The organism is Kinneretia sp. DJ1R-11 (assembly GCF_025717595.1).
In the GTDB taxonomy this organism is placed as follows: Bacteria; Pseudomonadota; Gammaproteobacteria; order Burkholderiales; family Burkholderiaceae_C; genus Paucibacter_A.
This window is the reverse complement of the sequence record NZ_JAJIRR010000001.1, coordinates 622,635-646,024: the sequence shown is the minus strand read 5'-3', so window position 1 is coordinate 646,024 and position 23,390 is coordinate 622,635. Positions and strand designations below refer to the sequence as shown.

The window sequence follows — 23,390 nt, the reverse complement described above, 5'->3', positions numbered from 1 at the left end:
TTTCAGCCCGCCATCCCGTGGCCGGCCTCGCGCCAGAAGCCCGGGTCGGCATAGCGCAGCTTGAGAAAGTCCACCCACAGGCGCACGCGCAAGGGCAGGTGTTTGGCCTGCGGGAACAGGGCGTAGATGCCGTTGGGCGGCGCGGCAAAGGGGTCGAGCACGCTGAGCAGGCGCCCGGCCGCGATATCGCCCTCGACCTCCCAGGTGCTGCGCCAGGCCAGGCCCAGCCCGGCCAGGCACCAGTCGTGCAAGACCTGGCCATCGCTGCAGTCGAGCCGGCCATTGGGGCGCAGATGCTGGACGTCGCCGTCGATGACAAAGGCCCAGCCGCGAGTCTGGCTGGCGTCCGAGCTCAGGGTCAGGCAGGCATGCCGGGCGAGTTCGGAAGGGTGCTGGGGAATGCCGGCGCGCTTGAGGTAGGCCGGCGTGGCCACGCACAGGCGGCGGTTGTCGGCCAGGCGCACGCTGATCAGGCTGGAATCAGGCAGGTCGCCGACCCGCACCGCGCAGTCGAAGCCCTCGGCGCCGATGTCCACCACCCGGTCGCTGAGATTGAGCGAGACGCTGACCTCAGGGTGGCCGGCCAGGAACTCGGGCAGCAAGGGCGCCACATGGCGGCGGCCGAAGCCCGCCGGCGCGGTGATGCGCAAATGCCCGCTGGCCTTGACGCCGCCGGCGCTGACGCTGGCTTCTGCACTGTTGAACTCGGTCAGCAGACGTTGGCAGTCTTCCAGAAAGGCGCTGCCCTCATGTGTCAGGCTGATACGCCGGGTCGTGCGCAGCAGCAGTTTCACGCCCAATCTGGCCTCGAGCGCGTCGATGCGCCGCCCCATCACCGCTGGCGCCACCCCTTCCAGCTGTGCCGCCGCGGTCAAGCTGCCTTTGCTGGCCACGGAAACAAAGGATTCGATTTGCTTGAGGCGGTCCATGGACGTAGGGTCTAACCTTTGAGAGCATGAATGGATGAAGTTTGGCAGCTATTTCCTCTAAAAAGACACTCTGTGCCAAAAGTCATATATGAATAAATGGTGAAACAAGTGGGCGATATGTCGATCAAGTCGTTGTTAGGGTTACACATATTGCGGGGAACCCTTACTTTTGGCCGAGATGGTGTTCCTAGACTATGTGTACTTTTGTTGCGCCCGACGGCAATGCTTACCAGCACGCGTCGGGCGTTTTGTTTCAAAAGCCATAAAGCATAGGAAACGACATGTTGAGGAATAGCAAGTTCAGCGCGGTCAGCGCGGCCGTCTTGGCCATGATGGCCCTGTCCGCCCAGGCGCAAACCGCAGCCCCCGCAGAGCGCCTGGAGCGCGTCGAAGTGACGGGCTCCAACATCAAGCGCGTGTCGGCTGAAACTGCGTCGCCAGTGCAGGTGTACAGCCGCACCGACATCAAGCAGACCGGCGCCAACACCGTGCGCCAGGTGCTGGACACCATCACCGCCACCTCGACCTCCGAGCTGGTGGACAACGGCAATTCGACCAGCTTCGCCGCTGGCGCATCGGGCGTGTCCCTGCGTGGCCTGGGCAAGGGCGCGACCCTGGTGCTGTTGAACGGCCGCCGCGTGGCGTACTACGCCCTGGCCGATGGCGCCAAGGAAAACTTTGTCAACGTGGATGCCATCCCCGCTGACGTGATCGAGCGCATCGAAATCTTGAAGGACGGCGCCTCCGCCAACTACGGTTCTGACGCCATGGCCGGTGTGATCAACATCATCACCCGCAACGAGTACAACGGTGTCGGCATCAGCGCTTCCTACCAAAGCGGTGTGGAGCCCAAGCTGCAGAAGCAAGCCACGGCGTCGGTGGTGGCCGGTTTCGGTGACCTGAGCAAGGACAAGTTCAATGTCCTGGGCAATATCGAGGTGTACAAGCGCGAGGGTTACTCCATCGCTGACGTGCTGCCCTCCTTCGCGCCTTGGCACAAGGAAATCGTCAATCCCGCGTTTGGCGATCCGAGTCTGAACTCCTACCCCGGCAACCTGATCAAGGGCAAGCTGGTCGGTGGTTCCTTCGCCCAAGCGTCGGGCAATGCCCGTGTGCCGATGGCCGGATGCACGAACAAGAATGCCGCCGGCGCTTGCGTGACCGACATCAATGGCCTGAACCAGACCTATGACCCTGCGTCGCGCGTGAACGCCTTCGTCAGCGGCCGCATGGCTCTGAACAACGATCTGGAAGCCTTCGCGGAAGCCAGCTACTCCAAGACCAAGACCGAATACCTGGCCCTGCCGTTCGCCATGAACGCACCGGCTACCCCCTATCGCTGGTTCGACGGCAATGGCAAGAAGATCCAGATCGTGCCCAAGCCCGTGCTGGCGGCCAACAACCCGGCCAACACGACCGGTGATGTGGCCGGTCTGGAATACCGCTTCATGGATCCCGGCATGAACTGGGAAACCCCCGGCGATGCCAGCCAGTACCGTGTGCTGGTCGGCGTGAAGGGCTTGATTGCAGGCTGGGACTGGGAGACCTCGATCGGCCGCGTCGGTGCTGACGGCACCAAGACTGGCATTGGCGCGCACCGCACCGATTTCATCAACGCCATCAGCAGCGGTGAATACAAGGTCGGCGGCAGCAACAGCGCAGAGCTGCTGAACAAGATGTTCCGCGCCACCGAGCTGAACGGCAGCAACCACCAGAACTTCATCGACGCCAAAGTCAGCGGCGAGCTGTACAAGCTGCCGGCCGGTATGGCCATGGGCGCGTTCGGTGTGGAATACCGTTCGGAAAGCGTGCTGGTCAAGTCGGGCCAGAACCTGCTGAATGCCGAGATCATCAACAACGGTTCGGTCTGGGTGGAAGGCAGCCGCAAGCTGGGCTCCGCGTTTGCCGAAGTGGAAGCCCCGTTGGCCAAGGGTCTGCAAGCCAATATCGCTGCTCGCTTCGACAAGGCCTCGGGTTCTGGCAGCCGTGTCTCCCCCAAGGTGGGTCTGACCTATCTGGTGGCTGACAACTTCAAGGTGCGTGGCACCGTGGCCGGCGGTTTCCGCGCGCCCAACATCCCGGAAGCCATGGGCAAGGTCGGTCTGACCGGTTTCTACAACAGCATGGTGGACCCCAAGCGTTGCGAAACGGCGACCAAGATCCGCGACATCCTGAAGAACGGCAATGCCAATGACAAGGCCGACGCGACCGCCGCTTTCAATTCGGGCTGTCTGGTGTCCATCCCTGCCATGATTTCGGCCAACCCCGAAATCAAGCCTGAGTTGTCCAAGAGCATGACCTTCGGCTTCGTGTTCGATCCGGTCAAGGATCTGTCGATCGCTGTGGACTACTACAAGATCGAGCGTCGCAATGAAATCAGCGCACGTGATCCTGACTACGTCCTGGCCCGTGAAGGCCAAGCCGGTTATGAAAACTTGATCGCTCGCGCTGCGGTCAGCGGCACCGACCTGGCTCGCGCGGCTCGCGCCAATGAACTGGACCCGACCGCCAAGGTCAGCTGGACTGCTGGTGACCTGACCACCCTTTTGCTGCAGTACGAGAACTTCGGCAAGACCGAGCGCTCGGGCATCGATCTGGATGTCAAGGGCCGCATCGCCTTGGGTGAACTGGGCAACCTGAACCTGGGTCTGACCACCACCTATGCCCTGACCGCCAAGGAATGGGACATCGAAGCCAACGAGTACCGTCCGAACCGTGTCGGCCTGCGCAATGAGCCGCGCGTCCGCGCCGTGTTCAGCGCTGCTTGGAGCAATGGTCCTTGGGGCGCGGGTCTGCGCTTCAACTACACCACGGCTCGTGCACTCAACAACGACGAGACCGATGCAGCCAGCTGGAGCGAAGCCGCTTGCCGCAAGCGCCTGAACCCCACGGGTACCTACCCTTGCTTCCAGGAGCGTGATCTGCGTACCGACCTGAGCGTGCGTTACAGCGGCTTCAAGAACCTGAACCTGGGCTTGAACGTGCTGAACCTGTTCGATGAACCGGCACCGATCAACCTGCGCGATGGTTTTGTGCTGCGTCCGCGTGCCGTGAAGGTCACCATGGACTACAAGTTCTAATCAGCACGCTGTGCCTGATCCAGGCTGCCTTCGGGCAGCTTTGGAACTTCGTTCAGAACCCGAGCCTGGCTCGGGTTTTTTTATGTCGATTCCATTTTGATATCGCTAGTATTCCTGCGGATTTCTCAGGTGATTGAGTCTTCTTTTGGTTCGAATCGCGCCGCGCTTTGGCGCTAAATTGCAGAGCATCCCGATTCACTGTTTTGCCGAGGAGCTCTTTCATGAACGCCCCCCACACCCCTGCACGCACGGCAGTTCACAGCCTTCAAGTCGCGACCGAGTTGTTTCGCTTCATCGAAGACCGGGTCTTGCCCGGTACTGGCATCAGCAGCGAACGCTTCTGGGTGGGCTTCGATGCCATCGTCCGGGACCTCGCCCCCAAGAACCTGGCCTTGCTGGCCGAGCGCGACCGCTTGCAGGCAGCGCTGGATGACTGGCACCGCGCCCATCCGGGGCCGATCCAGGACATGCCGGCCTACCGGACCTTCCTGGAACAGATCGGCTATCTGGTGCCGGCACCCGGCGCGGTGCAGGTGAGCACCGCCCATGTCGATGCGGAGCTGGCGCTGCAGGCCGGCCCTCAGCTGGTCGTCCCAATCCTCAATGCGCGTTATGCCCTCAATGCCGCCAATGCGCGCTGGGGCTCGCTGTATGACGCGCTCTATGGCACCGATGCGATTTCCGAAAGCGGCGGCGCCGAGCGCGCCGGCGCCTACAACCCGGTGCGCGGCGCCCAGGTGATTGCTTATGCGCGCCAGCTGCTGGACCAGGCCGCGCCCTTGGTCGGTGCTTCGCACACCCAGGCCAAGAGCTACCAGATTGACGGTGGCCGCCTGCTCGTCGGCTTGATTGACGGTTCCAGCACCGGCCTGGTCGACCCCGCGCAATTTGTCGGATATCAGGGAGAAGCGGCGGCGCCGCGTTCGGTGCTGCTGCGCCACAACGGCCTGCATCTGGACCTCCAGATCGACCGCAGCACCGCCATCGGCGCCAGCGACGCGGCCGGCATCAGCGATCTGGTGCTGGAAGCGGCCCTGTCCACCATCCTCGACCTGGAAGATTCGGTGGCCGTGGTCGACGCCGAGGACAAGGTGCTGGCTTATGGCAACTGGCTGGGCATTCTGCAAGGCACGCTCAGCGAGGAGCTGAGCAAGAACGGCAAGACCATCACTCGCCGCCTCAACCCGGATCGGGTCTACACGGCGCCTGAGGGGGGCAGCTTGAGCCTGCATGGCCGTTCGCTGATGTTCGTGCGCAATGTCGGCCACTTGATGAGCAACCCGGCCATTCTTTACGGCGAGGGCCAAGAGATCCCCGAAGGCATCATGGATGCCGTCATCACGACCGCCATCGCCCTGCATGACTTGCAGGGCGAGGCCGGACGGGCCATCCGCAACTCGCGCGCCGGCTCCATCTACATCGTCAAGCCCAAGATGCATGGCCCCGCCGAGGTCGCTTTTGCGGCTGAACTGTTCGCCCGCGTCGAGCAGATGCTGGGCTTGCCGGACAGCACGGTCAAGCTGGGCATCATGGACGAGGAGCGCCGCACCAGCGTCAACCTCAAGGCCTGCATTGCTGCGGCCGGCAGCCGCGTGGCTTTCATCAACACCGGCTTCCTCGACCGCACCGGCGACGAGATGCACACCGCCATGCAAGCTGGCCCCATGTTCCGCAAGGGCGATATGAAGACCAGCGCCTGGATCCAGGCCTATGAGCGCAGCAATGTGCTGACCGGCTTGAGCTGCGGCTTGCGCGGCCGGGCCCAGATCGGCAAGGGCATGTGGGCCATGCCGGATCTGATGGCCGCCATGCTGGAACAGAAAATCGCCCACCCCAAGGCCGGCGCCAACACCGCCTGGGTCCCCTCGCCGACGGCCGCCACCCTGCATGCCCTGCATTACCACCAGGTGAATGTGCAGGCAGTGCAAAAGGAGTTGGAGGCCATCGATGCCGACGCCGAACGCGGCGCCATCCTCGACCGCCTCTTGCAGATCCCGGTCGTCGCGCAGGCGAACTGGAGTGCGGCCGAGGTGCAGCAGGAGCTGGACAACAACGCCCAGGGCATTCTGGGTTATGTGGTGCGCTGGGTTGATCAGGGCGTGGGCTGCTCCAAGGTGCCCGACATCCACAACATCGGCCTGATGGAAGACCGCGCCACCTTGCGCATCTCCAGCCAGCACATTGCCAACTGGTTGCATCACGGCGTGACCCATGCCGCCCAGGTGCATGAAACGTTTGAGCGCATGGCGGCGGTGGTGGACGGCCAGAACGCGGGCGACCCTGCCTACCAGCCCATGGCCGGCCATTTCGAGAGTTCGGCGGCCTACCGTGCGGCCCTGGATCTGGTGTTCAAGGGCCTGGCGCAACCGAGCGGCTATACCGAGCCGCTGCTGCATGCCTGGCGTTTGAAGGTGAAGGCGGGCCAAGTCTGAGGCTCGCAGAGGAGTGTCGCGCCCATAAAGAAGGCGGGCCCGAGGGCCCGCCTTTTGCATGGATCGCCGCCCCGCTGGGGCGGACCCGCCGGATCAGAACGCGGCTTGCGCGCTGAAGGTGAAGCGACGACCGATCACGTCGTACACGCCCGGGAAGGTGTTGCCGAAGTTGGCGGAACCAGGGCCCACACCGGTGGCGGTGAACGGGGGCTGCTTGTCGAAGAGATTGTTGACCGTCAGCGAGAGCTTGACGTTCTTCATCGCTTGCCAGGAGCCGTTCAGGTCGATATAGCTGACGGCCTTGAGCTTGGTGTACTCAGCCTTGTTGGCGGCAACCTTGTCCTGCTGGATTTCCGACTCGCCGATATAGCGCCAGTTGTAGCCCAGCGAGTAGTCGCCGAAGGTCCAGGTGGCGCGCTGGCTGAAACGGGTCTTGGCGTAAGGCGTGCCCACGTCCGTGCCGTAGTAGCCGGCTTGCTCCAGGGTGGCCACCGAAGGCAGGGACTTGAAGTCTGCCTTGTTCAACAGGCTCAGTTGCAGCGTGAAGTCGATGCGGCCCATCTTGGGGGCACCCAGGCTCTTCAGGTTCAGGCGGTAGGAGCCGCCGATGTCCACACCGGAGAAGTCATAGGCACCCAGATTGGAGGACTGTGTGACCACGCCCTTGCTGCCCGTGCCATTCAGGCCGCCGTTCAGCGGGTCGCGCTGGATGGCCTGGCAGAACACATTGTTGGTCAGACCGGGGTTCAGGGTGGCGTCGTAGCAGCCATTGATCACTTGGCCGGCGGTGGCGCTGGAAACACCGTCGCTGATCTTGATGCGCCAGTAGTCCAGGTTCAGAGACAGGTTGTCGACGAAAGCCGGTTCCCAGACCACGCCCAAGGTGGTGGTGTTGGCTTTTTCCGGGCCCAGGCTGGGGTTGCCGCCGCCGGTGTTGTTGATCTGGCTGGAAGAAGGCGCCGCCACACTGCCGATCTGGGCCACCGGCACGCCGGTCAGTTGGCACAGATTGGTCAGGGTGCCGGCCTTGCCTGCGTCGGCACCGGCGATCTTGTTGCCCTGGCAAGGGTCGACGGCCAAGGTGGCCAGACCCGTGGTCACCGGAGCGTAGAGCTCGTTGATATTGGGCGCGCGGGTGGCGCGCTGGCGCTCACCACGGAAACGCAGGCCCTTCATCGGGGTCCAGTCCAGGCCACCCTTCCAGCTGCCGTAGCTCTGGCTTTCGCCGGTCGACGTAGACAGCTTGGTTTCGCGGTAGCCGGCACCCAGATTCAGCGATTGCACCAGCGGCAGGTTCTGCAGCAGGGGCAGGTTCGCTTCCATATAGGTTTCGGTGAAGTTCAGCTTGCCGCTGCGATCCGGGGTCGGAGCGCCGCTGCCCAGCAGTTCGCCCTGGGTCTGCACCACGGCGTCAGAGGCATTGGCGCCGAACACGGTGCGTTTCTCCATACCGAGCGCCAAGCCCAGCGGCGCACGCGCCCAGGGGCTCTTGGCGAAGGCGACTTCACCATTGGCGGCCAGCGAGGTAACCTGCTGCTCGACGCGGGTGGTCTGGAAGGTCGGGGTTGAGATGAAGGCCAGCATGGCCGGTGTGATGCTGCCGGCGGCACCGAACACGTTCAAGGGCACGCAGCCGCCGGTGGTGACCGTGCAGCCGTTGGCGTTGGTGGCGCGCAGGGCTTGCTGGGTCTTGGTCGACGAGAAGCCATTGCCGGTGCGCTGGGTCTGGTCCGAACGGCCCGACTGGTAGTACGTGTCGTAGCTCCAACTGTCCAGCATCGGAATGTCGCCGCGCAGGCCGACGGTGTACTGAGTGGTGGTGTTGTCGTAGCTGTAAATACGCGGGCCAGCTTCGACGAAGCGGCGGGCGATATTCATGCGCACTTCCTTCGTGCCGCCTGCCACGCAATCGGCTGCGGCAATGGCGTAGGCCGCGCACAGCTGGGTGCGAACCTTGTCGGTGATGAAGGGGTTGCCGATCGGCACATTGAAAGCAGCGCCAAAGGTGCCCGAGGGTGCCAGGTTCAGCGTCACATTGCTGCGCGTGTGGAACAGTTCTGCATAGGCTTCCGCGTTGTCATTGATGCGGAAATGGCCCAGCGCCGTCGCTTGCGTCCGGGTCAGCGGAGTTTCGAAGTAGTTCGGCGGGTTGGTGTTGTAGGCATCCTCGGTGCCGCCGACGGCGCGCAGCAGGCCCGTGGTGGCGTCGATCACGCGGCCACCGTTGATCGGTGCGGGCATGCCGGAGAACTGAGCCGGCGCGGCCGTGCCCGAGAAACCACCAGGGTTGCCGGTGGCCGAGCTGATCACGACCTGCGAATAGTCGCGGTCGGCCAAGCGCAGCGGGTCGGTCTTGGTGGTGCCGATATGCAAGGCCACATTGCCACGGCCGTCGGCCAGGTTGGCACCCATGGTGATGTCGTTCTTGCGACGACCGGCATCACCCTTTTCAGAGATGCTGTACAGGGTGGTGGCTTCAATGCCGGTGAAATTGCGCTTGGTCACGAAGTTGACCACGCCGGACACGGCGTCAGCACCGTACACGGCCGAGGCGCCACCGGTCACCAGGTCGACGCGTTCCAGCAGCGAGACCGGCACGTTGTTGGTGTCAACCACACCGCCCAGATTGGCAGGCACGAAGCGCTTGCCGTTGAACAGCACCAGGGTGCGGTTCGATCCCAGACCACGCAGGTCGATCGAAGCAATACCGGTGGAGCCGTTGTTCATGGCCGGGCCGATGGCCGGGTAGGACGAAGGCAGGCCGCGCACCAGTTCTTCAACGGCCACCGGCTGGGTGGTGTTGATGTCTTCCTTGCCCACCGAGGTGATGGGGCTGCTGGACGTGTTGCCGATGGTCTTCAGGCGCGAACCCGTGACTTCCACGCGTTCCAGCTTTTCCTGGACTTCTTGGGCAAAGGCGGGGCCGGCGGTGATGGCGCCGATCGTCACCAGCGCGGCGGCGCTGATAGCACTACGTTTGAACATGAAAACTCCTTCGTGAGGGCGTTTTGATTGAAAGCTCGGTGAGGCGGATAAACATCGGATGCTTGCAGCCGCCTGACTGGGGGCGAAGATTCCGCAGGCGCAGTGTGACGATGGGCACCCCTGGCGCTTTCTGGGGTTGTCCCTAGTAGTGGGGGGGTATGACGATGCACACCCCCGATACGGCGCGGTTTCCCCATGAAACGCCCCTGCAAGCAGGGGGCGGGCGCATGTCTAGACGTTGTCGTTTTGAGACAAAAACCGCAAGACCTTGCAGTTGACAAGGCGGTTGTGTGAGGTGGTGAACCTCAGTCGGGCTTGATGTCGAAGGCGATGGTCAGCCGCGGCTGTTCGTCGACAAAGGGTGTGGTGCCATGCCAGAAACATGAGGGGAAGAGCACCAACCGGCCCACTCGGGGCTGTTCCAGCCGCTGTGGGGCCAGGTTCAGATCCAGGTCCGGCTGGCCGAATTTGATCCAGCCCGCTTGGGCCTCGGTGTCCACCGTCGCCTCGGGCAGGGCAACGTAGTAGCAAGCGCTGATCCAGCCGTGGACATGTACATGGTTGGTGTGAAAGCCGCTGCTGCGCAGGCGTGAGGACCAGGAGTCGGTGAAGTGCCAATCAGCACGGCGCTGTTGCAAGAACGGGTGCGAGCTGTCCTCGGGCAGGTTGGCGATGTAGCGCTGGATGGCTGAGCTCAGAACGGACTTGAGTTCTGCCACCCGCGGCCAGCCCTGGTCGAGCAAGTTGTCGTGCGTCTGCGTGCCATGGCGCAAGGTCTGGTCGACAGGGGCTTCCCGGTCGGTGTGCAAGGCGTTCAGCTCGGTGGCGAGGGCCTGGTTGAATTCAGTCATCCCGGCCCAGCCCGGCGGGGCCGGCAGATCGAAGACCTGGACCAGGCGTTCGTAGTCATTGAGCCAGGCCTCGCGTGGGTCATCCAAGAGGCGCCAGGCCAGGCCAAGCAGGGCGACCGCCAGCTGGTCATCGGGCCGGTGCCTCAGCGCTTGTTCGGCCATGGCTGCCGCCTCCTCCGCGCGGCCTGCAGCAAGCAGGCTGCGCGCCAGATTGCTGCGCGTGTTGGCGTCGCTCGGGTTCAGTTGCAGGGCTTGCTGCTGCGCCTGCAGGGCCTCCTCATGCCGACCCAGGCGGCTGAGCGCTTGACCGAGGCCGTCAAAGTAGGCGCAGCTCTGCGGCGCCAGGCGGCAGGCCTGTGCGTAGGCATCGGCGGCTTCGCTCGGGCGTTCGGCCTTGAGCAGGAGCTGGGCTTTCAGCCCTGGAGCCAGCGCTGACTGCGGCGCCGCGGTTTCGGCCGCATCGAGCTCGGCCAGAAAGTCCGGCTCACCTTGGCTGTAGCGCAGGCGCGCCAGGTCGTAGAGCGCCAGGCCATGCTGGCCGTCCAGCTTCAGCGCCTGCCGATAGGCGGCGGCTGCCTCGGTGCTGCGGCCCAAGCTCTGCAAGGTGTTGCCATGGTTGTAATGGGCATCGGCGACTTGCAGGCCCAGACCGAGCGCTCGCTCGTGGGCCAGCAAGGCCTCGGCGTGGCGATGCAAACGCTGCAGCAGCACGGCGCGGTTGTGGTGCAAGGCGGCCCGCTCGGGCGCCAAGTGCAAGGCCTGCCCCAGGCTGTCCAGTGCCGTCACCAGCTCCCCCGCGTCCTGTTCCAGCAGCGCGCGCAGCTGCCAGGCGGCCACGGCGCTGGGGTTCAGTTCGAGGCTTCGCTTCAGGGCCTGGCGTGCCGGCTCGGTTTGTTCGAGAAGGCGCAGCAAGCGGGCCTGGTTGTAATGGGCTTCGGGCCAACCCGGGCGTAACTCGCCGGCTCGTCGGTAGCTGGCCTCGGCTTCGGCCAGTTGCTGCAGCTCCTCTTGGGCTTCGCCGAGCGCATGCCAGGCCTCGGCCTGTTGCGGGCGTGCCCGGATGGACTGGCTCAAGCTGGTGGCTGCCTCGGCCCAGCGGGCTTGTGCCAGCTGCAACTGGCCCAGCAGGCGCCAGGCATCGGGCTGGTTCGCCAGCTGCTGCAGGACCTGGCGATAGCCGGCCTCGGCGATATCCAGGCGCCCTTGTTGATGGGCCTGGACGGACTGATGCAGCAAGCGAGCCGGATCCTGGGGATTCATGGGCGGGCAGTGTAGTGAATGTGGATTCATCCTTGAACAGGCTGCCCACCGCCAGAACTTTTTGAAACTAATTGTCAGTTTGCTTGGTGCTTACCCTTCCTTGTTGCTCCAGCGCAGCGGGGGTAGTCACGAATGCGAGCGAACTCTCGGCGCGCTCAGAATTCGCCCTAGCGCCCTTTAGAGCGTGACTTTCAGCACTGGATCAAAAGTCGAGTGCCCTAACTGTTCCGAGCAATTGATTGAAAGAGGGATCAGCATGTCGAAATCTCAAATCCGCTCAGTGGGGCGCCTCAGCCTCATTGCCATCGCCGCCAGCATGGCCTTGGGTACCGGCCTAGTTCAGGCCCAGTCGAACGCGACCGGCCAGGTGTATGGTGTTCTCGCCCAGACCCAAGGCGCGTCTGTGCTGCTGGAGAACACAGCCACCGGCTTCAAGCGCACGATCGCTCCAGGCGCTGATGGTCGTATCGTGGCCGGCAATTTGCCCCCTGGTGTCTACAAGGCAAGTCTCTTGCAAGACGGTAAGGTGGTGAGCGTTCTTTCCAGTGTGGAAGTTCGTATTGGTCAAGGCACAGCCCTTGAGTTTGGTACCCGTATGGAGACCGTGACGGTGACCGGTTCCCGCAAGGTCATCGACACGTCCTCTGCCGATGTGGGATCGACCTTCAGCGCGCAACAACTGGCTGCATTGCCGGTGGCGCGCAACCTGAACGCCATCATTTTGTTGGCCCCGGGTACAACTGAAGCGGATTCGCGTTATTCGGGCGGTATCAGCATTGCCGGCGGCGGCCCGTCGGAGAATGCGTATTACATCAACGGGTTCCCTGCGACCAATCCGCTGAATCAACTGGGCTCGGCCGAACTGCCGTTCGGTGCGATTGCTGAAGCACAAGTTCTCAATGGTGGCTTCGGCGCTGAGTACGGCCGTTCGGTTGGTGGCGTTTTGAACGTCATCACCAAGTCTGGTACCAATGAGTGGGAAGCCGGGGCTCAGTACTCGGTCACGCCCAGCAGCTTCCGCGACAAGCCGGTTGATCTTTACTACGCCAACACAGGCAAGAATCCGGCTACTGATGGGAAGCTGCGCCTTCGTCGTTCCGACACGGAACGCACCGAGTACACCTACGGTGGCTATGTTGGCGGCCCGATCATCAAGGACAAGCTCTTTGTGTTCGCTGCTGTCGAGAAGCGTGAGCTCCGCTCAGACCAAGTCAACCAAACCACAGCTGCATCCGCGTCTTCGATGGAGTCCGGGGGCTGGCGTAAGGATAAGCAGTCGACCCTGCGCGCATTGGGTAAGCTCGACTTCAACATCACCGACCAACAGCGTTTGGACCTGACGCTGATCCGAGACAAGCCTGAAATCGAGCGGTCCTACTACAGCTATAGCTACGCTACGGGTGATATTGGTTCAGTCAAGAAGTCGGCTGAGATGTACACCAACGTGCCCAATCAGACGGCTGTCGGTGCGGACATGGCCATCCTTCGCTACTCAGGTGAGTTGACGGAGGACCTGACCGTCACCGCCTTGTATGGCAAGAGTTCCACGGAGCATTTGAACGACTTCCTGGGCTATGACCCGGCCATCAAGGGTGTGAATTTCAGCCCCAATGCGACCACCGCCACACCAGCAGGCCTTTTGATTCCAGTCAAGAACCCAATCACCGGTTCGAACTTGCTCGCGCCCGGATCGAAGGACAAGGTCACCAGCTTCCGTTTGGACTTGGAGTATCGCCTGGGCAAGCACACAATCCGTGCGGGTCTGGACAATAACAAGCTCGCATCGACCAATGCCGGCTCTATCCTCGCCGCCGGTTCGACGATCACTTACCTGAAGACCAGCGAAGCCAATGCGGCTAACCCCAATTTCAGGCCCTTGGGCGGCTCGAGCGACAAGATCTGGTTGGCAAATCCTGCCTACGGCCCCTTGGCTAAGCAAGGCTTCTACGGCCGTGAAACGATTTTCACCACGACCACAAGCGCCTACTCTGATCAGACTGCGCAGTACATCGAAGACAAGTATCAGCCGGTCAAGGGTCTGGCCTTGACCGCTGGTCTGCGTCGCGAAACATACCAGAACTTGAACGGCGACAAAGAAGCCTTCCTGGAAATGAAGAACCAGTACAACCCGCGCTTTGCGGCTGTCTGGGACCCCGTGGGTGACTCTTCCACCAAGGTCTACGGCAGTGCTGGTCGTTACTCAATCCAGATTCCTACGGCAATCGCGGTGCGCGGTGCAAGTCGCTCTACCTTCACGCGTGAGATGTTCATTTACACAGGCGTCGATGCCAATGGTCAGCCGACCGGCCGTGTCAACATCGCCAAGCCCTACTCGGCCAACAATGAGTACGGTCAAGCCAAGGACGCCAAAGTTGTGGCGGCGCTGGACATGAAGCCCTCATTCCAAGATGAGCTGACCTTGGGCTTCGAGAAGGCTCTGTTCCAGGACTATCGCGCCGGTGTCAAGTTCACACACCGCGTGTTGAAGAGCACCATTGACGATACCTGCGATGCGGCACCGTTTGAAAAATGGGCGACTGACAACAAGGTCGACACCAGCGAATGGGATGGCTTTGGTTGCGCCAGCTTCAACCCCGGTTTGACCAACAAGTTCTTGGTTGATTTCAAGAATGGCGGCCCGAACGCTGGCAAGACGTATACCGAAGTCACCTTGACTGGAAAGGACTTCAATCTGGACAAGGCCAAGCGAACCTATACCGCTTTGGACTTTACGCTGGAGCATCCTTACCGCAACGGCTGGTACGGTAAGGTGACTTACACCTGGGCCAAGAACAAGGGCAACACGGAAGGTCAAACATTGTCAGATGTGGCGCAAACCGACATTGCTGCGACACAAGCTTGGGATCACTATGAGTTGATGGAATACGCATCTGGCTACCTGCCAGGTGACCGCCGCCACATGATCCGCGCCAATGGCTTCGTGAGTATCAATCCTCAGTGGGATGTGGGCGGCTCCGCCTCTATCCAATCGGGTCGCCCGGTCAATTGTTTGGGCCTCTACGGCGCCACAGAAACCGATCCAGTCGGCTATGGCTCTGCGTATCACTACTGCGCAGGTCAGGTGTCGCCTCGCGGCTCGGTGGGTCGTTTGCCTTGGACGCAGCGTCTGGACTTGCGTGTGACACACAAGCCGGAAATGCTGAAGGGGCTTGAGTTGTCTTTGGACATCTTTAACGTGACCAACCAGCAGGTCACGCAGAACGTGATTGAGGTGTACAACGGCGCTGACAAGTCAGTGGTCAGCCCGGACTATGGCCGGACCATCAGCACAACGGCGCCTCGTCGTATGCAGTTCACTGCGGTGTACAACAAGAAGTTCTGATCGTTGACAGCACCGAGGTAGCGCGTTCAAAGGCGCTATCCCGTATGGTCGGGCCCGCAATCGAAAGGTTGTGGGCCTTTTGCGTTACAGCCTGCCCACTTGATAGAGCTGTGCTGCATAGAATGCGAACCCCAGCCCCAGCCCCAGACCATGACCGTACCCGTGATGTTCTCTGACGAGCCTCCCCCCCGTTTTGTGGAGGCGCCACCCGAGCGCTGCGGCGTCCTCATCATCGGCGCCGGCCCAGCCGGCAGCGCTTGCGCGCGCGTGCTGGCGCAAGCGGGACTGGACGTGCTGCTGGTCGACCAGCAGCCTCAGGGCCGGGACAAGATCTGCGGTGATGGCCTGATCCCGGACAGCCACGCCGCCCTGGCCCGCCTGGGCCTGCTCGAGCAGGTGATGGCGCGGGCGCAGCCGGTCCAGCATGTGGCCTGCGTCGGCCCGCGGGGCGGGCGCATCGAGGTGCCGGGCACGCTGGCGGTGCTGCCGCGCCGGGAGCTGGACGAGATGCTGTGCCAGGCGGCGCAGGATGCCGGTGCGCGTTTCCTGTCCCCCGCTCGTTTTGAAGCGCCGCTGGAGGATGCGCAAGGCCGGGTCTGTGGCGCGCGGCTCAAGATCGCTGATCAGCAGCACGAGGTTCACGCCGACTGGGTGATTCTGGCCACCGGTGCCGTGCCCAAGGCGCTGACGGCCGCGGGCCTGTGCGAGCGCCACACGCCCAGTGGCGTGGCCCTGCGGGGTTATGTGCGTGCGCCCTCGTTGGTGGGCCGCATCAAGGCCATGGACGTGGTCTGGCATGAATCGGTGCGACCGGGTTATGGCTGGATCTTTCCGGCGCCCGATGGTTGCTTCAATATCGGCGTCGGCGTCACTGACAGTCACAAGGCTGTGGGTGGCAAGGGCGAGAAGAAAGAGCTCAATCTGCGCGCCATCTTCGATGCCTTTGTTGCCAATTACCCACCCGCGGCCGAGCTGATGCGTGAAGGCCAGCTGGTCGGCGATCTCAAGGGCGCGCCGCTGCGTTGCACCCTGAACGGGGCGCGCTGGAGCCGCCCCGGACTGTTGGTCACCGGTGAAGCCGCCGGCAGCACCTACTCCTTCACCGGCGAAGGCATTGGCAAGGCCATGGAAACTGGCATGCTGGCGGCCGATGCCTTGCTGCTGGGCCGCAGCCGCAACTGGCAGGACGCTCAGGTGCGCGCCGCCTACGAGGAAAGCCTGCGCGCGCTCAAGCCCAAGTTCGACTTGTACGAGCGCGCCAACCGTGTCAACGCTCACCCCTGGCTGGTCGATCTGCTGATCTGGCGCGCTCGGCGCAGCCCGCGCTTGGTGCAGCGCATGAGCGGGGTCTTGAATGAAACCAGCAATCCGGGCAATCTGATCAGCCTGAAGGGCTTCAGGCGGCTGTTTTTGGAGTGAGTTTGGTGAATGGTGAATCGTGAATGGTGAATCGCAATACGCCAATTCTTCGAGCACCTCACCACTCACGATTCACGATTCACGATTCACCCCCGCCCCATGTGTCAACTCCTCGGCATGAACGCCAACACGCCCACCGATGTGATGTTCAGCTTCACCGGTCTGGCCAATCGCGCCGATGAGCACAAGGACGGCTTCGGCATCGCCTTTTTCGAGGGCCGCGGCCTGCGGCATTTCGTCGACCACCACAGCGCCCGGGTCTCGCCCCTGGCCGAGCTGGTTCAGCGCTACCCGATCCGCAGCGACAACGTCATTGCCCACATCCGCAAGGCCACCCAGGGTCAGGTCTCGCTGGAGAACACACATCCTTTTGTGCGCGAGCTCTGGGGTCGTTACTGGGTGTTTGCCCACAATGGCAACCTCAAGGATTTCCAGCCGCGCCTGCATGCCGCCTTCCGGCCGGTGGGCCAGACCGACAGCGAGCTGGCCTTTTGCTGGCTGATGCAGGAGCTGGCCAAAGCGCATTGCACCGTGCCCAGCATCGCCGAGCTGAGCCTGACCCTGGCCGAACTGATGCCCCAGCTGAATGCTTACGGCACTTTCAATATGCTGCTGTCCAATGGCCAGGCGCTTTGGGCCCATGGTTCCACCCACCTGCACTACCTGCTGCGCCGCCACCCCTTCGGCCGCGTTCACCTGCAGGACGAAGACCTCAGCGTCGATTTCGCGCCCGACACCACCGCGCAGGACCGCGTGGCCATGGTGGCCACCCAGCCGCTGACGCGCGACGAGCCCTGGGTGGCCTTCCAGCCCGGGGAGTTGAAGGTCTTCGTGGGTGGCGAGCTGCTCGGCTGAGCGGGCGCGAGGCGTGGCCCGCCATTCGCCGCAACATGCTGCCATTCGCCGCCTGAGCGCGCCCGCGCCCTTTGCGCTGGCCTAGACTGCCGGCCATGTCGCACGATCATCCCACCCACTTGGTGCTGGACTGGACCCAATGGGTCTGGCCCGGCCCGCGCCGTGTCTTCAGCGAAGACGAGCTGGCGCGCGCCGGCCAGCAGCCTTGGCCGGTTTCGATCGACTATTACGTGCTCAGCAATGTGCTGGTGCTGCTGGCCATCAATTACCGGGAGATGTCGCGCCATTGGGTCTTGTTGATCTGCATCGCGGCCATGGGCGTGACCCTGGGCGTGCTCGGCCTGGCGCGCAGCCTCTGGCGCCACCCGAGCCGGCGCAGGCTGAACCTGATCAGCTACGGCATGGCCTTTTCCGTGGCACTGGTGGTGGCGTTGCTTGGCCGGCCCCTACTTGCTGAGCAGGCCGCCCAGTATGGCCGCGTCGTGAAGTTCTTCGCCGTGTTCGGGCTGTCGGTCTTTCTCGTCGTCTACACCTCCTTTCTGTTCCTGACTGTCATCCGCGTGCAGCAGATCGAGGCCCGCCTGCGTGAGCTCGACGAGCAAGCCCATGCTCTCAAGCTGGCCCGTCGCCTGGCCACGGCGCAGATGCAGCCGCACTTCCTCTTCAACACCTTGGCGTCGGTCCAGCACTGGGTGGACACCCAAGACCCGCGCGCCGGCGGCACCTTGCGCGCCTTCACCCAGTACCTGCGCGCCACCCTGCCCATGTTCGAGCGCGAGAGCCTGAGTCTGGCCGAGGAGCTGCAAATCGTGCGCAGCTATTTGGAGGTCATGCAGGCCCGCCTGGGCGAGCGCCTGCGCTGGGAGCTGGAAATCGAACCGGGCCTGGAGGCTGTGGCCGTGCCGCCAGGCTTGCTGCTGACCCTGGCGGAGAACGCCATCGGGCATGGCATCGAGCCAGCCCTGCGCGGCGGCCGCGTAGTCGTGCGCGCCTGGCGCCAGGATCAGCAGGTGGTGCTGGAGGTGGAAGACGACGGCATGGGCCTGAGCAGCGCCGAGCCGGTCGAACGCCTGGGTCTGAGCAATTCGCGCGACCGCCTGCGCCAGCTGCACGGAGAACAAGCCAGCCTGCGCCTGCTGCCGCGTGCGCCGGGCGCCTTGGCCCAGGTGCAGATTCCTTGGCCTGCCTCGGGAGCGTCGGCATGAGCCTGGCCGCCGTGGCCTCGCTTTGGCGCGCCACGCGGCGCCGCCTGATGCCTTGCGAGAGCGCCAGCGATCGCCTGCCCGACGAGGCCGGCATGCGCCGGCTGGGCCTGCAGCCCCTGGGTGGGCTGGCCCTGTGGTGGCCGCTGGGTTTCACCTCGACCTTGCTGACCTTGATGTCGATCTGGCCGGTGCAGAGCGCGTCCGCGCGCGGCCTGCTGCTGCTGATGCTGGGCTCATCGGCCGCGGGCTTTGCCTGGTTGGCGCGCTGGGTCTGGGCGCGGCCCAGCTCCGAGCGCATCGTCCGAAGTTCCCTGGGCTGCGCCATCGCCATGGTGCTGTTCGCGCTGCTGATCAAGCATGGCAGCGAGGGCGGCGAGAGCGAATGGCTGCGTCTGATGTTTCTCGGTCTGGGCTTGATGGTGCTGGGTGGCATCAGTTTTTTGTCCATGTACCGCCGCCACCAGATCAGCGCGCGCCAGCGCGAACTGGCCGAGCGCGAGCTGGCGCTGGCCGCCCAGGCCCAGCTGGCGCAAGCCCAAATTCAGCCCCACTTCCTTTTCAACTCGCTGGCTTCGCTGCAGCACTGGGTGCACCAGGGCGATGCCCGCGCCGCACCTTTGTTGGATGCGCTAACTGCTTATTTGCGCGCCACCCTGCCGCTGTTCAACCGCCGCCAGCTCAGCCTGGGTGAGGAGCTGGAGGCGGTGCGCCAGTACCTGGCGGTGATGCAGGCGCGGCTGGGTGCACGCCTGCAGGTGGAGATCGAGGTGCCCGAGGCGCTGCGCGCTGTCCAGCTGCCGCCAGCCCTGCTGCTGACCCTGGTCGAGAACGCCATCGAGCATGGCGTGGTGCCCAAGCTGGGCGCCGCACTGCTGCGCATCGAAGCGCGGCGCGAGGGCGAGGCCGGAGCGGGGCAGGTCTTGCGCCTGCAAGTCATCGATGACGGCCCGGGCCTGTCCGAGCCGCTGCCACCCGCCGGCGCCGGCCGCGGCGTGGGCCTGAGCAATTCCCGCCTGCGTTTGGCACAGACCTATGGCGAGGCTGCCCGGCTGAGCTTGCGCAACAGCGAGCAGGGCGGCTGCGTGGCCGAATTGCTGCTGCCTTGGTCTTCGGAAACGGGGGCCTCGTCATGAAAAACTCGTTTGCGAAGCTGCGCGGATTCTTTCGTGAAGTGGATTGGCGCCTGGTCTTTCTCTTGGGCCCGCGTCACAGCTTCACCCCCGAGCAATGGCAGCGCCTGGATCGTCTGCCGGGCATCTCGCCCACCATCAAGGTGGCGGCCGTGGTCAATGTGCTGGCTCTCGCCCTGATTGCCGCCGTGGAGTTGCCCCTGGCCATCGCACGCCTGGTCTTTGGCGGCACGCTGCTGCTGGGGCTGGTGACTCTGTGGGTCAGTGCCGATCTGTGGCGCCGCCCGACCCAGAGGCGCCTGCATCGGGCCTACGGCTTCAGCGCCGTTCCGCTTGGCGCGGCATTCGGTTTCATGATGGCGTCCAAACCTCAGCAGTGGATGCATGAGCCCTGGAACCATGAGCTGCTGATCCGCGGCTGCGCCATCGGCTTTGTCTACACCATGGCCATCTGGGCCGTGGCCATGTGGCGCAACGAATTCATGGCCGACTGGTTGCACGATGAAGCGCTACGCGAGCAAAAGCTGGAGCTGGCCCAGCGCCTCAGCAGCGCCCAGATCCAGCCGCACTTTCTGTTCAACTCCCTGGCCTCGCTGCAGCACTGGGTGGCGGTCAAGGACGATCGCGCCGCGCCTTTGCTGCAGTCACTCACCTCGTATTTGCGCGCGACCTTGCCCCTGTTCGACCGGCCCCTGCTCTCGGTCGGCGAAGAGGCCGAGGCCGTGCGTCGCTACCTGGAGGTGATGCAGGCCCGCTTGGGCGGGCGTCTGCGCTTTGCGCTCGATATCGCCCCGGACGCCGCCGCCGCCCAGCTGCCGCCTGGCGTGCTGCTGACCCTGGTGGAGAATGCCGTGGAACATGGGGTGCAAGCCCAGCTCAGCGGTGGCGAGCTGCAGCTGCGCGCCTACCTGCATGCCGAGGGCGGCTTGTGTGTCGAGGTGCTGGACGATGGCCCCGGGCCCTCGGACGCGCTCTTGCAGCTGCCGCCGCTGGACCCGGCTGCCATGCTGCGCGATGCCCAGGCCAGCCTGGGCCTGCAGAACAGCCGCCTGCGCCTCTGGCAGGCCTTCGGCGAACATGCCGAGCTGAGCCTCAGCCACCGGCCTGAGGGCGGCTGCCGGGCGCTGGTCTGGGTGCGTGCGCCGCAGCCCCGAAGCTGAACTTGACTGAACTCTGCGAGGACTTTTGATGAATATCGCCACACCTGCTGTCACCGCCCTGATTGCTGACGACGAAGAAGGCCCGCGCGAGCAGCTGCGTGCCGCCCTGCAGCGCCTCTGGCCCGAGCTGCAGATCGTGGCCGCCAGCGAGCATGGTGTCGACGCCTGGGACGATTTCCTGGCCCATGAGCCCCAGGTCTGCTTCCTCGACATCCGTATGCCGGGACTGACCGGCATCGAAGTGGCCCGCCGCATGGCCGCCACCGCCAGCCCGCCGCAAGTGGTCTTTGTCACCGCCTTTGGTGACCATGCGCTGTCGGCTTTTGATGCCGGTGCGGTCGACTATGTGATGAAGCCGGTGGACGACACCCGCCTGGGCCAGGCCATCGAGCGGCTCAAGACCCGGCTGCAAAAAGAGGGTGGCAGTGGCCCCGACTTGAACGCCCTGCTCCGGCAGCTGCTGCCCGCCGTGGCGCCGCACAAGCCCAAGCCCATCCAGGCCTCGCTGGGCCGCGAGATCAAGCTGATCGCGCCCGAAGACGTGGTCTATTTCGAGAGCGACAACCGCTACACCCGGGTCGTCTTCGACGGCGGCGAGGCCTTGATCCGCACCCCGCTCAAGGAGCTGCTGACCACCTTGGACACGGAGCTGTTCTGGCAGGTGCACCGCAGCGTGCTGGTCAACAGCCGCCACATCGCCAGCGCCGTGCGCGTGGACGAAAACTCCATGCACATCACGCTCAAAGGCCGCGAAGAAAAGCTGCCGGTGTCGCGCCAGTTCCAGGGTTTGTTCAAGGGGCAGTGAAGCGTTCGCCAGGCGGCTGCGCCCGTCTTGGCAGGGTCAGCCCCGGGGTCAACGGCCACGGGCTTTCGGCACAATGGCCGGCACCGCATACCCACGAGCAGCCATGGCCGCCTTGCCCACCCCCCGATTCGACCAGTTCTACCGCTACGAAGCCCTCACCGAGCTGCTGTTCGCTTACGCCGAAGCCCGGCCCAATCTGGTCTCGGTGCGCTCCATTGGCCGCAGCCATGAGGGCCGCGACATCTGGGTGCTGGTGCTGACCAACACCGCCAGCGGCGCTGACATCGACAAGCCCGCCTTCTGGCTGGACGGCAATATCCACGCCGCTGAGCTGACCGCCTCGACCACCTGCCTGTACTACCTGCACCAGCTGCTCAGCGGTTTTGCGGTCGACCCGCAGATCACCTACCTGCTCGACAGCCGGGTCATTTATATGGTGCCGCGCCTGAATCCCGATGGCGCCGAGCTGGCCCTGGCCGACCGGCCCCGCCACATCCGCTCCAGCACCCGGCCCTATCCCTATGACGAGCACCCGGTCGACGGCCTGACCCCCGAAGACGTGGACGGCGACGGCCGCATCCTCAGCATGCGCGTGCCCGACCCGCATGGCACTTACAAAAAGCATCCGACCGAGCCGCGCCTGATGGTGGCTCGCGAGCCCGGCGAGTTCGGCGGCGACTACTACCGCCTGATCCCCGAGGGCTTCATCAAGAACCACGACGGCCTGACCGTCACCGTCAACAAGGACCGCGAAGGCCTGGACCTGAACCGCAACTTCCCCAGCGAATGGCGGCAGGAGTACAAGCAGCTGGGCGCCGGCCCCTTCCCGACCAGCGAGCCCGAGGTGCGGGCCATGGTGGAGTTCATCAGCAGCCACCCGAATATCGGCGCAGCCATCAGCTTCCACACCCACAGCGGCGTGATCCTGCGGCCCATGGGCACGCAGAGCGACGATGACATGATCCCCGAGGACCTGTGGAGCTACAAACGCTTCTCGGCCCTCGGCGAGAAGCTCAGCGGCTACCCCGCCGTCAGCATCTGGCACGATTTCAAATACCACCCCAAGGATGTCATCACCGGCACGCAGGACTGGGTCTACGAGCACCTGGGCGCCTTGTTCTGGGTGGTCGAGCTCTGGTCGCCCAACAAGGAAGCTGGCATTGAGGGCTACAAATGGATCGACTGGTACCGCGACCACCCCGTCGAGGACGACCTCAAGCTGCTCAAGTGGAGCGATGAGCAATGCGGTGGCCAGGCCCATGTGGACTGGAAACCTTTTCTGCACCCGCAGCTGGGCCAGGTCGAGATCGGTGGCTGGGACAAGATGAACTACTGGCGCAACCCGCCGCCCGCCCTGCGCGAGCGCGAGGCCGCGCGCTTCCCGGCCTGGATGAACCAGATCGCGCTCAGCCTGCCCAAGCTGGAGCTGCTGCGCACGGAGGTGCGCGCGCTCGGCCCCGACAGCTGGCGCATCCGCCTGGCCGTGGCCAACAGCGGCTATCTGCCGGCCTATGTCACCCAGCGCGCGCTGGAGCGCAAGGTGGTGCGCGGCGTGATGTTCGAGATCCACCTGCCGCCCGGCGATGCCACCGTCAGCCTGGTCAGTGGCAAGGAGCGCATGGAAGGCCCGCAGCTGGAAGGCCATGCGCCCAAGAGCTCGCAGCTCGCCTTCCTGGCCAGCCGCGAGCTGACCGCCGACCGCGCCATCGGCGAATGGGTGGTGCGCGCGCCCAAGGGCACGCGGCTGGCACTCAGCGCCAGCGCCGATCGGGCGGGCACCGTGCGGACCGAGGTGGTGCTGGACTGAGATCGGACCGAGGACAAGCCAAGTGGCTTGTCCGACGCCGATCGAAGGCCCGACCGCCTGCCAGCGGGCGGGCTGAGCGCGCAGCGAGGACCGAGGACAAGCCAAGGCCAGAGGCCTTGGCCCTCGCCA

General features: G+C 64.1%; 13 protein-coding genes. 10 read left to right on the top strand and 3 right to left on the bottom strand.

The features are described 5' to 3' along the window. Window positions 1-2: 2 nt before the first annotated feature. Window positions 3-929, bottom strand: coding sequence for a LysR family transcriptional regulator (locus LNV23_RS02670; protein ID WP_263561531.1), 927 nt, complete (start codon window positions 927-929; stop codon window positions 3-5). Window positions 930-1,210: 281 nt separating this feature from the next. Here LNV23_RS02670 and LNV23_RS02665 point away from each other — a divergent pair, with 281 nt between their 5' ends. Both LNV23_RS02665 and LNV23_RS02660 read left to right on the top strand, forming a co-directional pair. After that, on the top strand, window positions 1,211-4,009 hold the full coding sequence (locus LNV23_RS02665; protein WP_263561530.1) for a TonB-dependent receptor plug domain-containing protein: 2,799 nt from the start codon (window positions 1,211-1,213) through the stop codon (window positions 4,007-4,009). Window positions 4,010-4,230: 221 nt separating this feature from the next. Beyond that, window positions 4,231-6,441, top strand: coding sequence for a malate synthase G (locus LNV23_RS02660; protein ID WP_263561529.1), 2,211 nt, complete (start codon window positions 4,231-4,233; stop codon window positions 6,439-6,441). A 93-nt stretch (window positions 6,442-6,534) separates the two neighbouring features. Here the strand turns inward: LNV23_RS02660 and LNV23_RS02655 are convergent, their stop codons facing one another. Beyond that, the gene (locus LNV23_RS02655; protein WP_263561528.1) at window positions 6,535-9,426 is read right to left on the bottom strand and encodes a TonB-dependent receptor domain-containing protein; all 2,892 of its coding nucleotides are present in this window, start codon (window positions 9,424-9,426) and stop codon (window positions 6,535-6,537) included. A gap of 305 nt (window positions 9,427-9,731) precedes the next feature. Then, window positions 9,732-11,537, bottom strand: a complete 1,806-nt coding sequence (locus tag LNV23_RS02650) for a tetratricopeptide repeat protein (RefSeq protein WP_263561527.1) — start codon at window positions 11,535-11,537, stop codon at window positions 9,732-9,734. A 256-nt stretch (window positions 11,538-11,793) separates the two neighbouring features. On the opposite strand from LNV23_RS02650, the gene LNV23_RS02645 reads away from it, so the two are divergent. From LNV23_RS02645 to LNV23_RS02610, 8 genes are all read left to right on the top strand, one after another. Beyond that, window positions 11,794-14,880: a TonB-dependent receptor gene (locus LNV23_RS02645; RefSeq protein WP_263561526.1), complete on the top strand. Its 3,087-nt coding sequence runs from the start codon at window positions 11,794-11,796 to the stop codon at window positions 14,878-14,880. Window positions 14,881-15,030: 150 nt separating this feature from the next. After that, a complete protein-coding gene (locus tag LNV23_RS02640; RefSeq protein WP_263561525.1) occupies window positions 15,031-16,299 on the top strand; it encodes an NAD(P)/FAD-dependent oxidoreductase in 1,269 nt (422 codons plus the stop codon). A gap of 99 nt (window positions 16,300-16,398) precedes the next feature. Then, complete coding sequence (locus LNV23_RS02635; RefSeq protein WP_263561524.1) at window positions 16,399-17,154, top strand: class II glutamine amidotransferase; 756 nt, start codon at window positions 16,399-16,401, stop codon at window positions 17,152-17,154. A 95-nt stretch (window positions 17,155-17,249) separates the two neighbouring features. Next, window positions 17,250-18,359, top strand: a complete 1,110-nt coding sequence (locus tag LNV23_RS02630) for a sensor histidine kinase (protein WP_263561523.1) — start codon at window positions 17,250-17,252, stop codon at window positions 18,357-18,359. Continuing rightward, entirely contained in the window at window positions 18,356-19,492 is a 1,137-nt protein-coding gene (locus LNV23_RS02625; protein WP_263561522.1) for a sensor histidine kinase, read from the top strand. Before LNV23_RS02630 ends, LNV23_RS02625 begins: the two co-directional genes overlap by 4 nt. Continuing rightward, window positions 19,489-20,649: a sensor histidine kinase gene (locus tag LNV23_RS02620; RefSeq protein WP_263561521.1), complete on the top strand. Its 1,161-nt coding sequence runs from the start codon at window positions 19,489-19,491 to the stop codon at window positions 20,647-20,649. The genes LNV23_RS02625 and LNV23_RS02620 overlap by 4 nt, the downstream gene beginning before the upstream one ends. A gap of 28 nt (window positions 20,650-20,677) precedes the next feature. Beyond that, complete coding sequence (locus LNV23_RS02615; RefSeq protein ID WP_263561520.1) at window positions 20,678-21,454, top strand: LytR/AlgR family response regulator transcription factor; 777 nt, start codon at window positions 20,678-20,680, stop codon at window positions 21,452-21,454. Window positions 21,455-21,557: 103 nt separating this feature from the next. Then, window positions 21,558-23,261, top strand: a complete 1,704-nt coding sequence (locus LNV23_RS02610; protein ID WP_263561519.1) for a M14 family metallopeptidase — start codon at window positions 21,558-21,560, stop codon at window positions 23,259-23,261. Window positions 23,262-23,390: the final 129 nt, after the last annotated feature.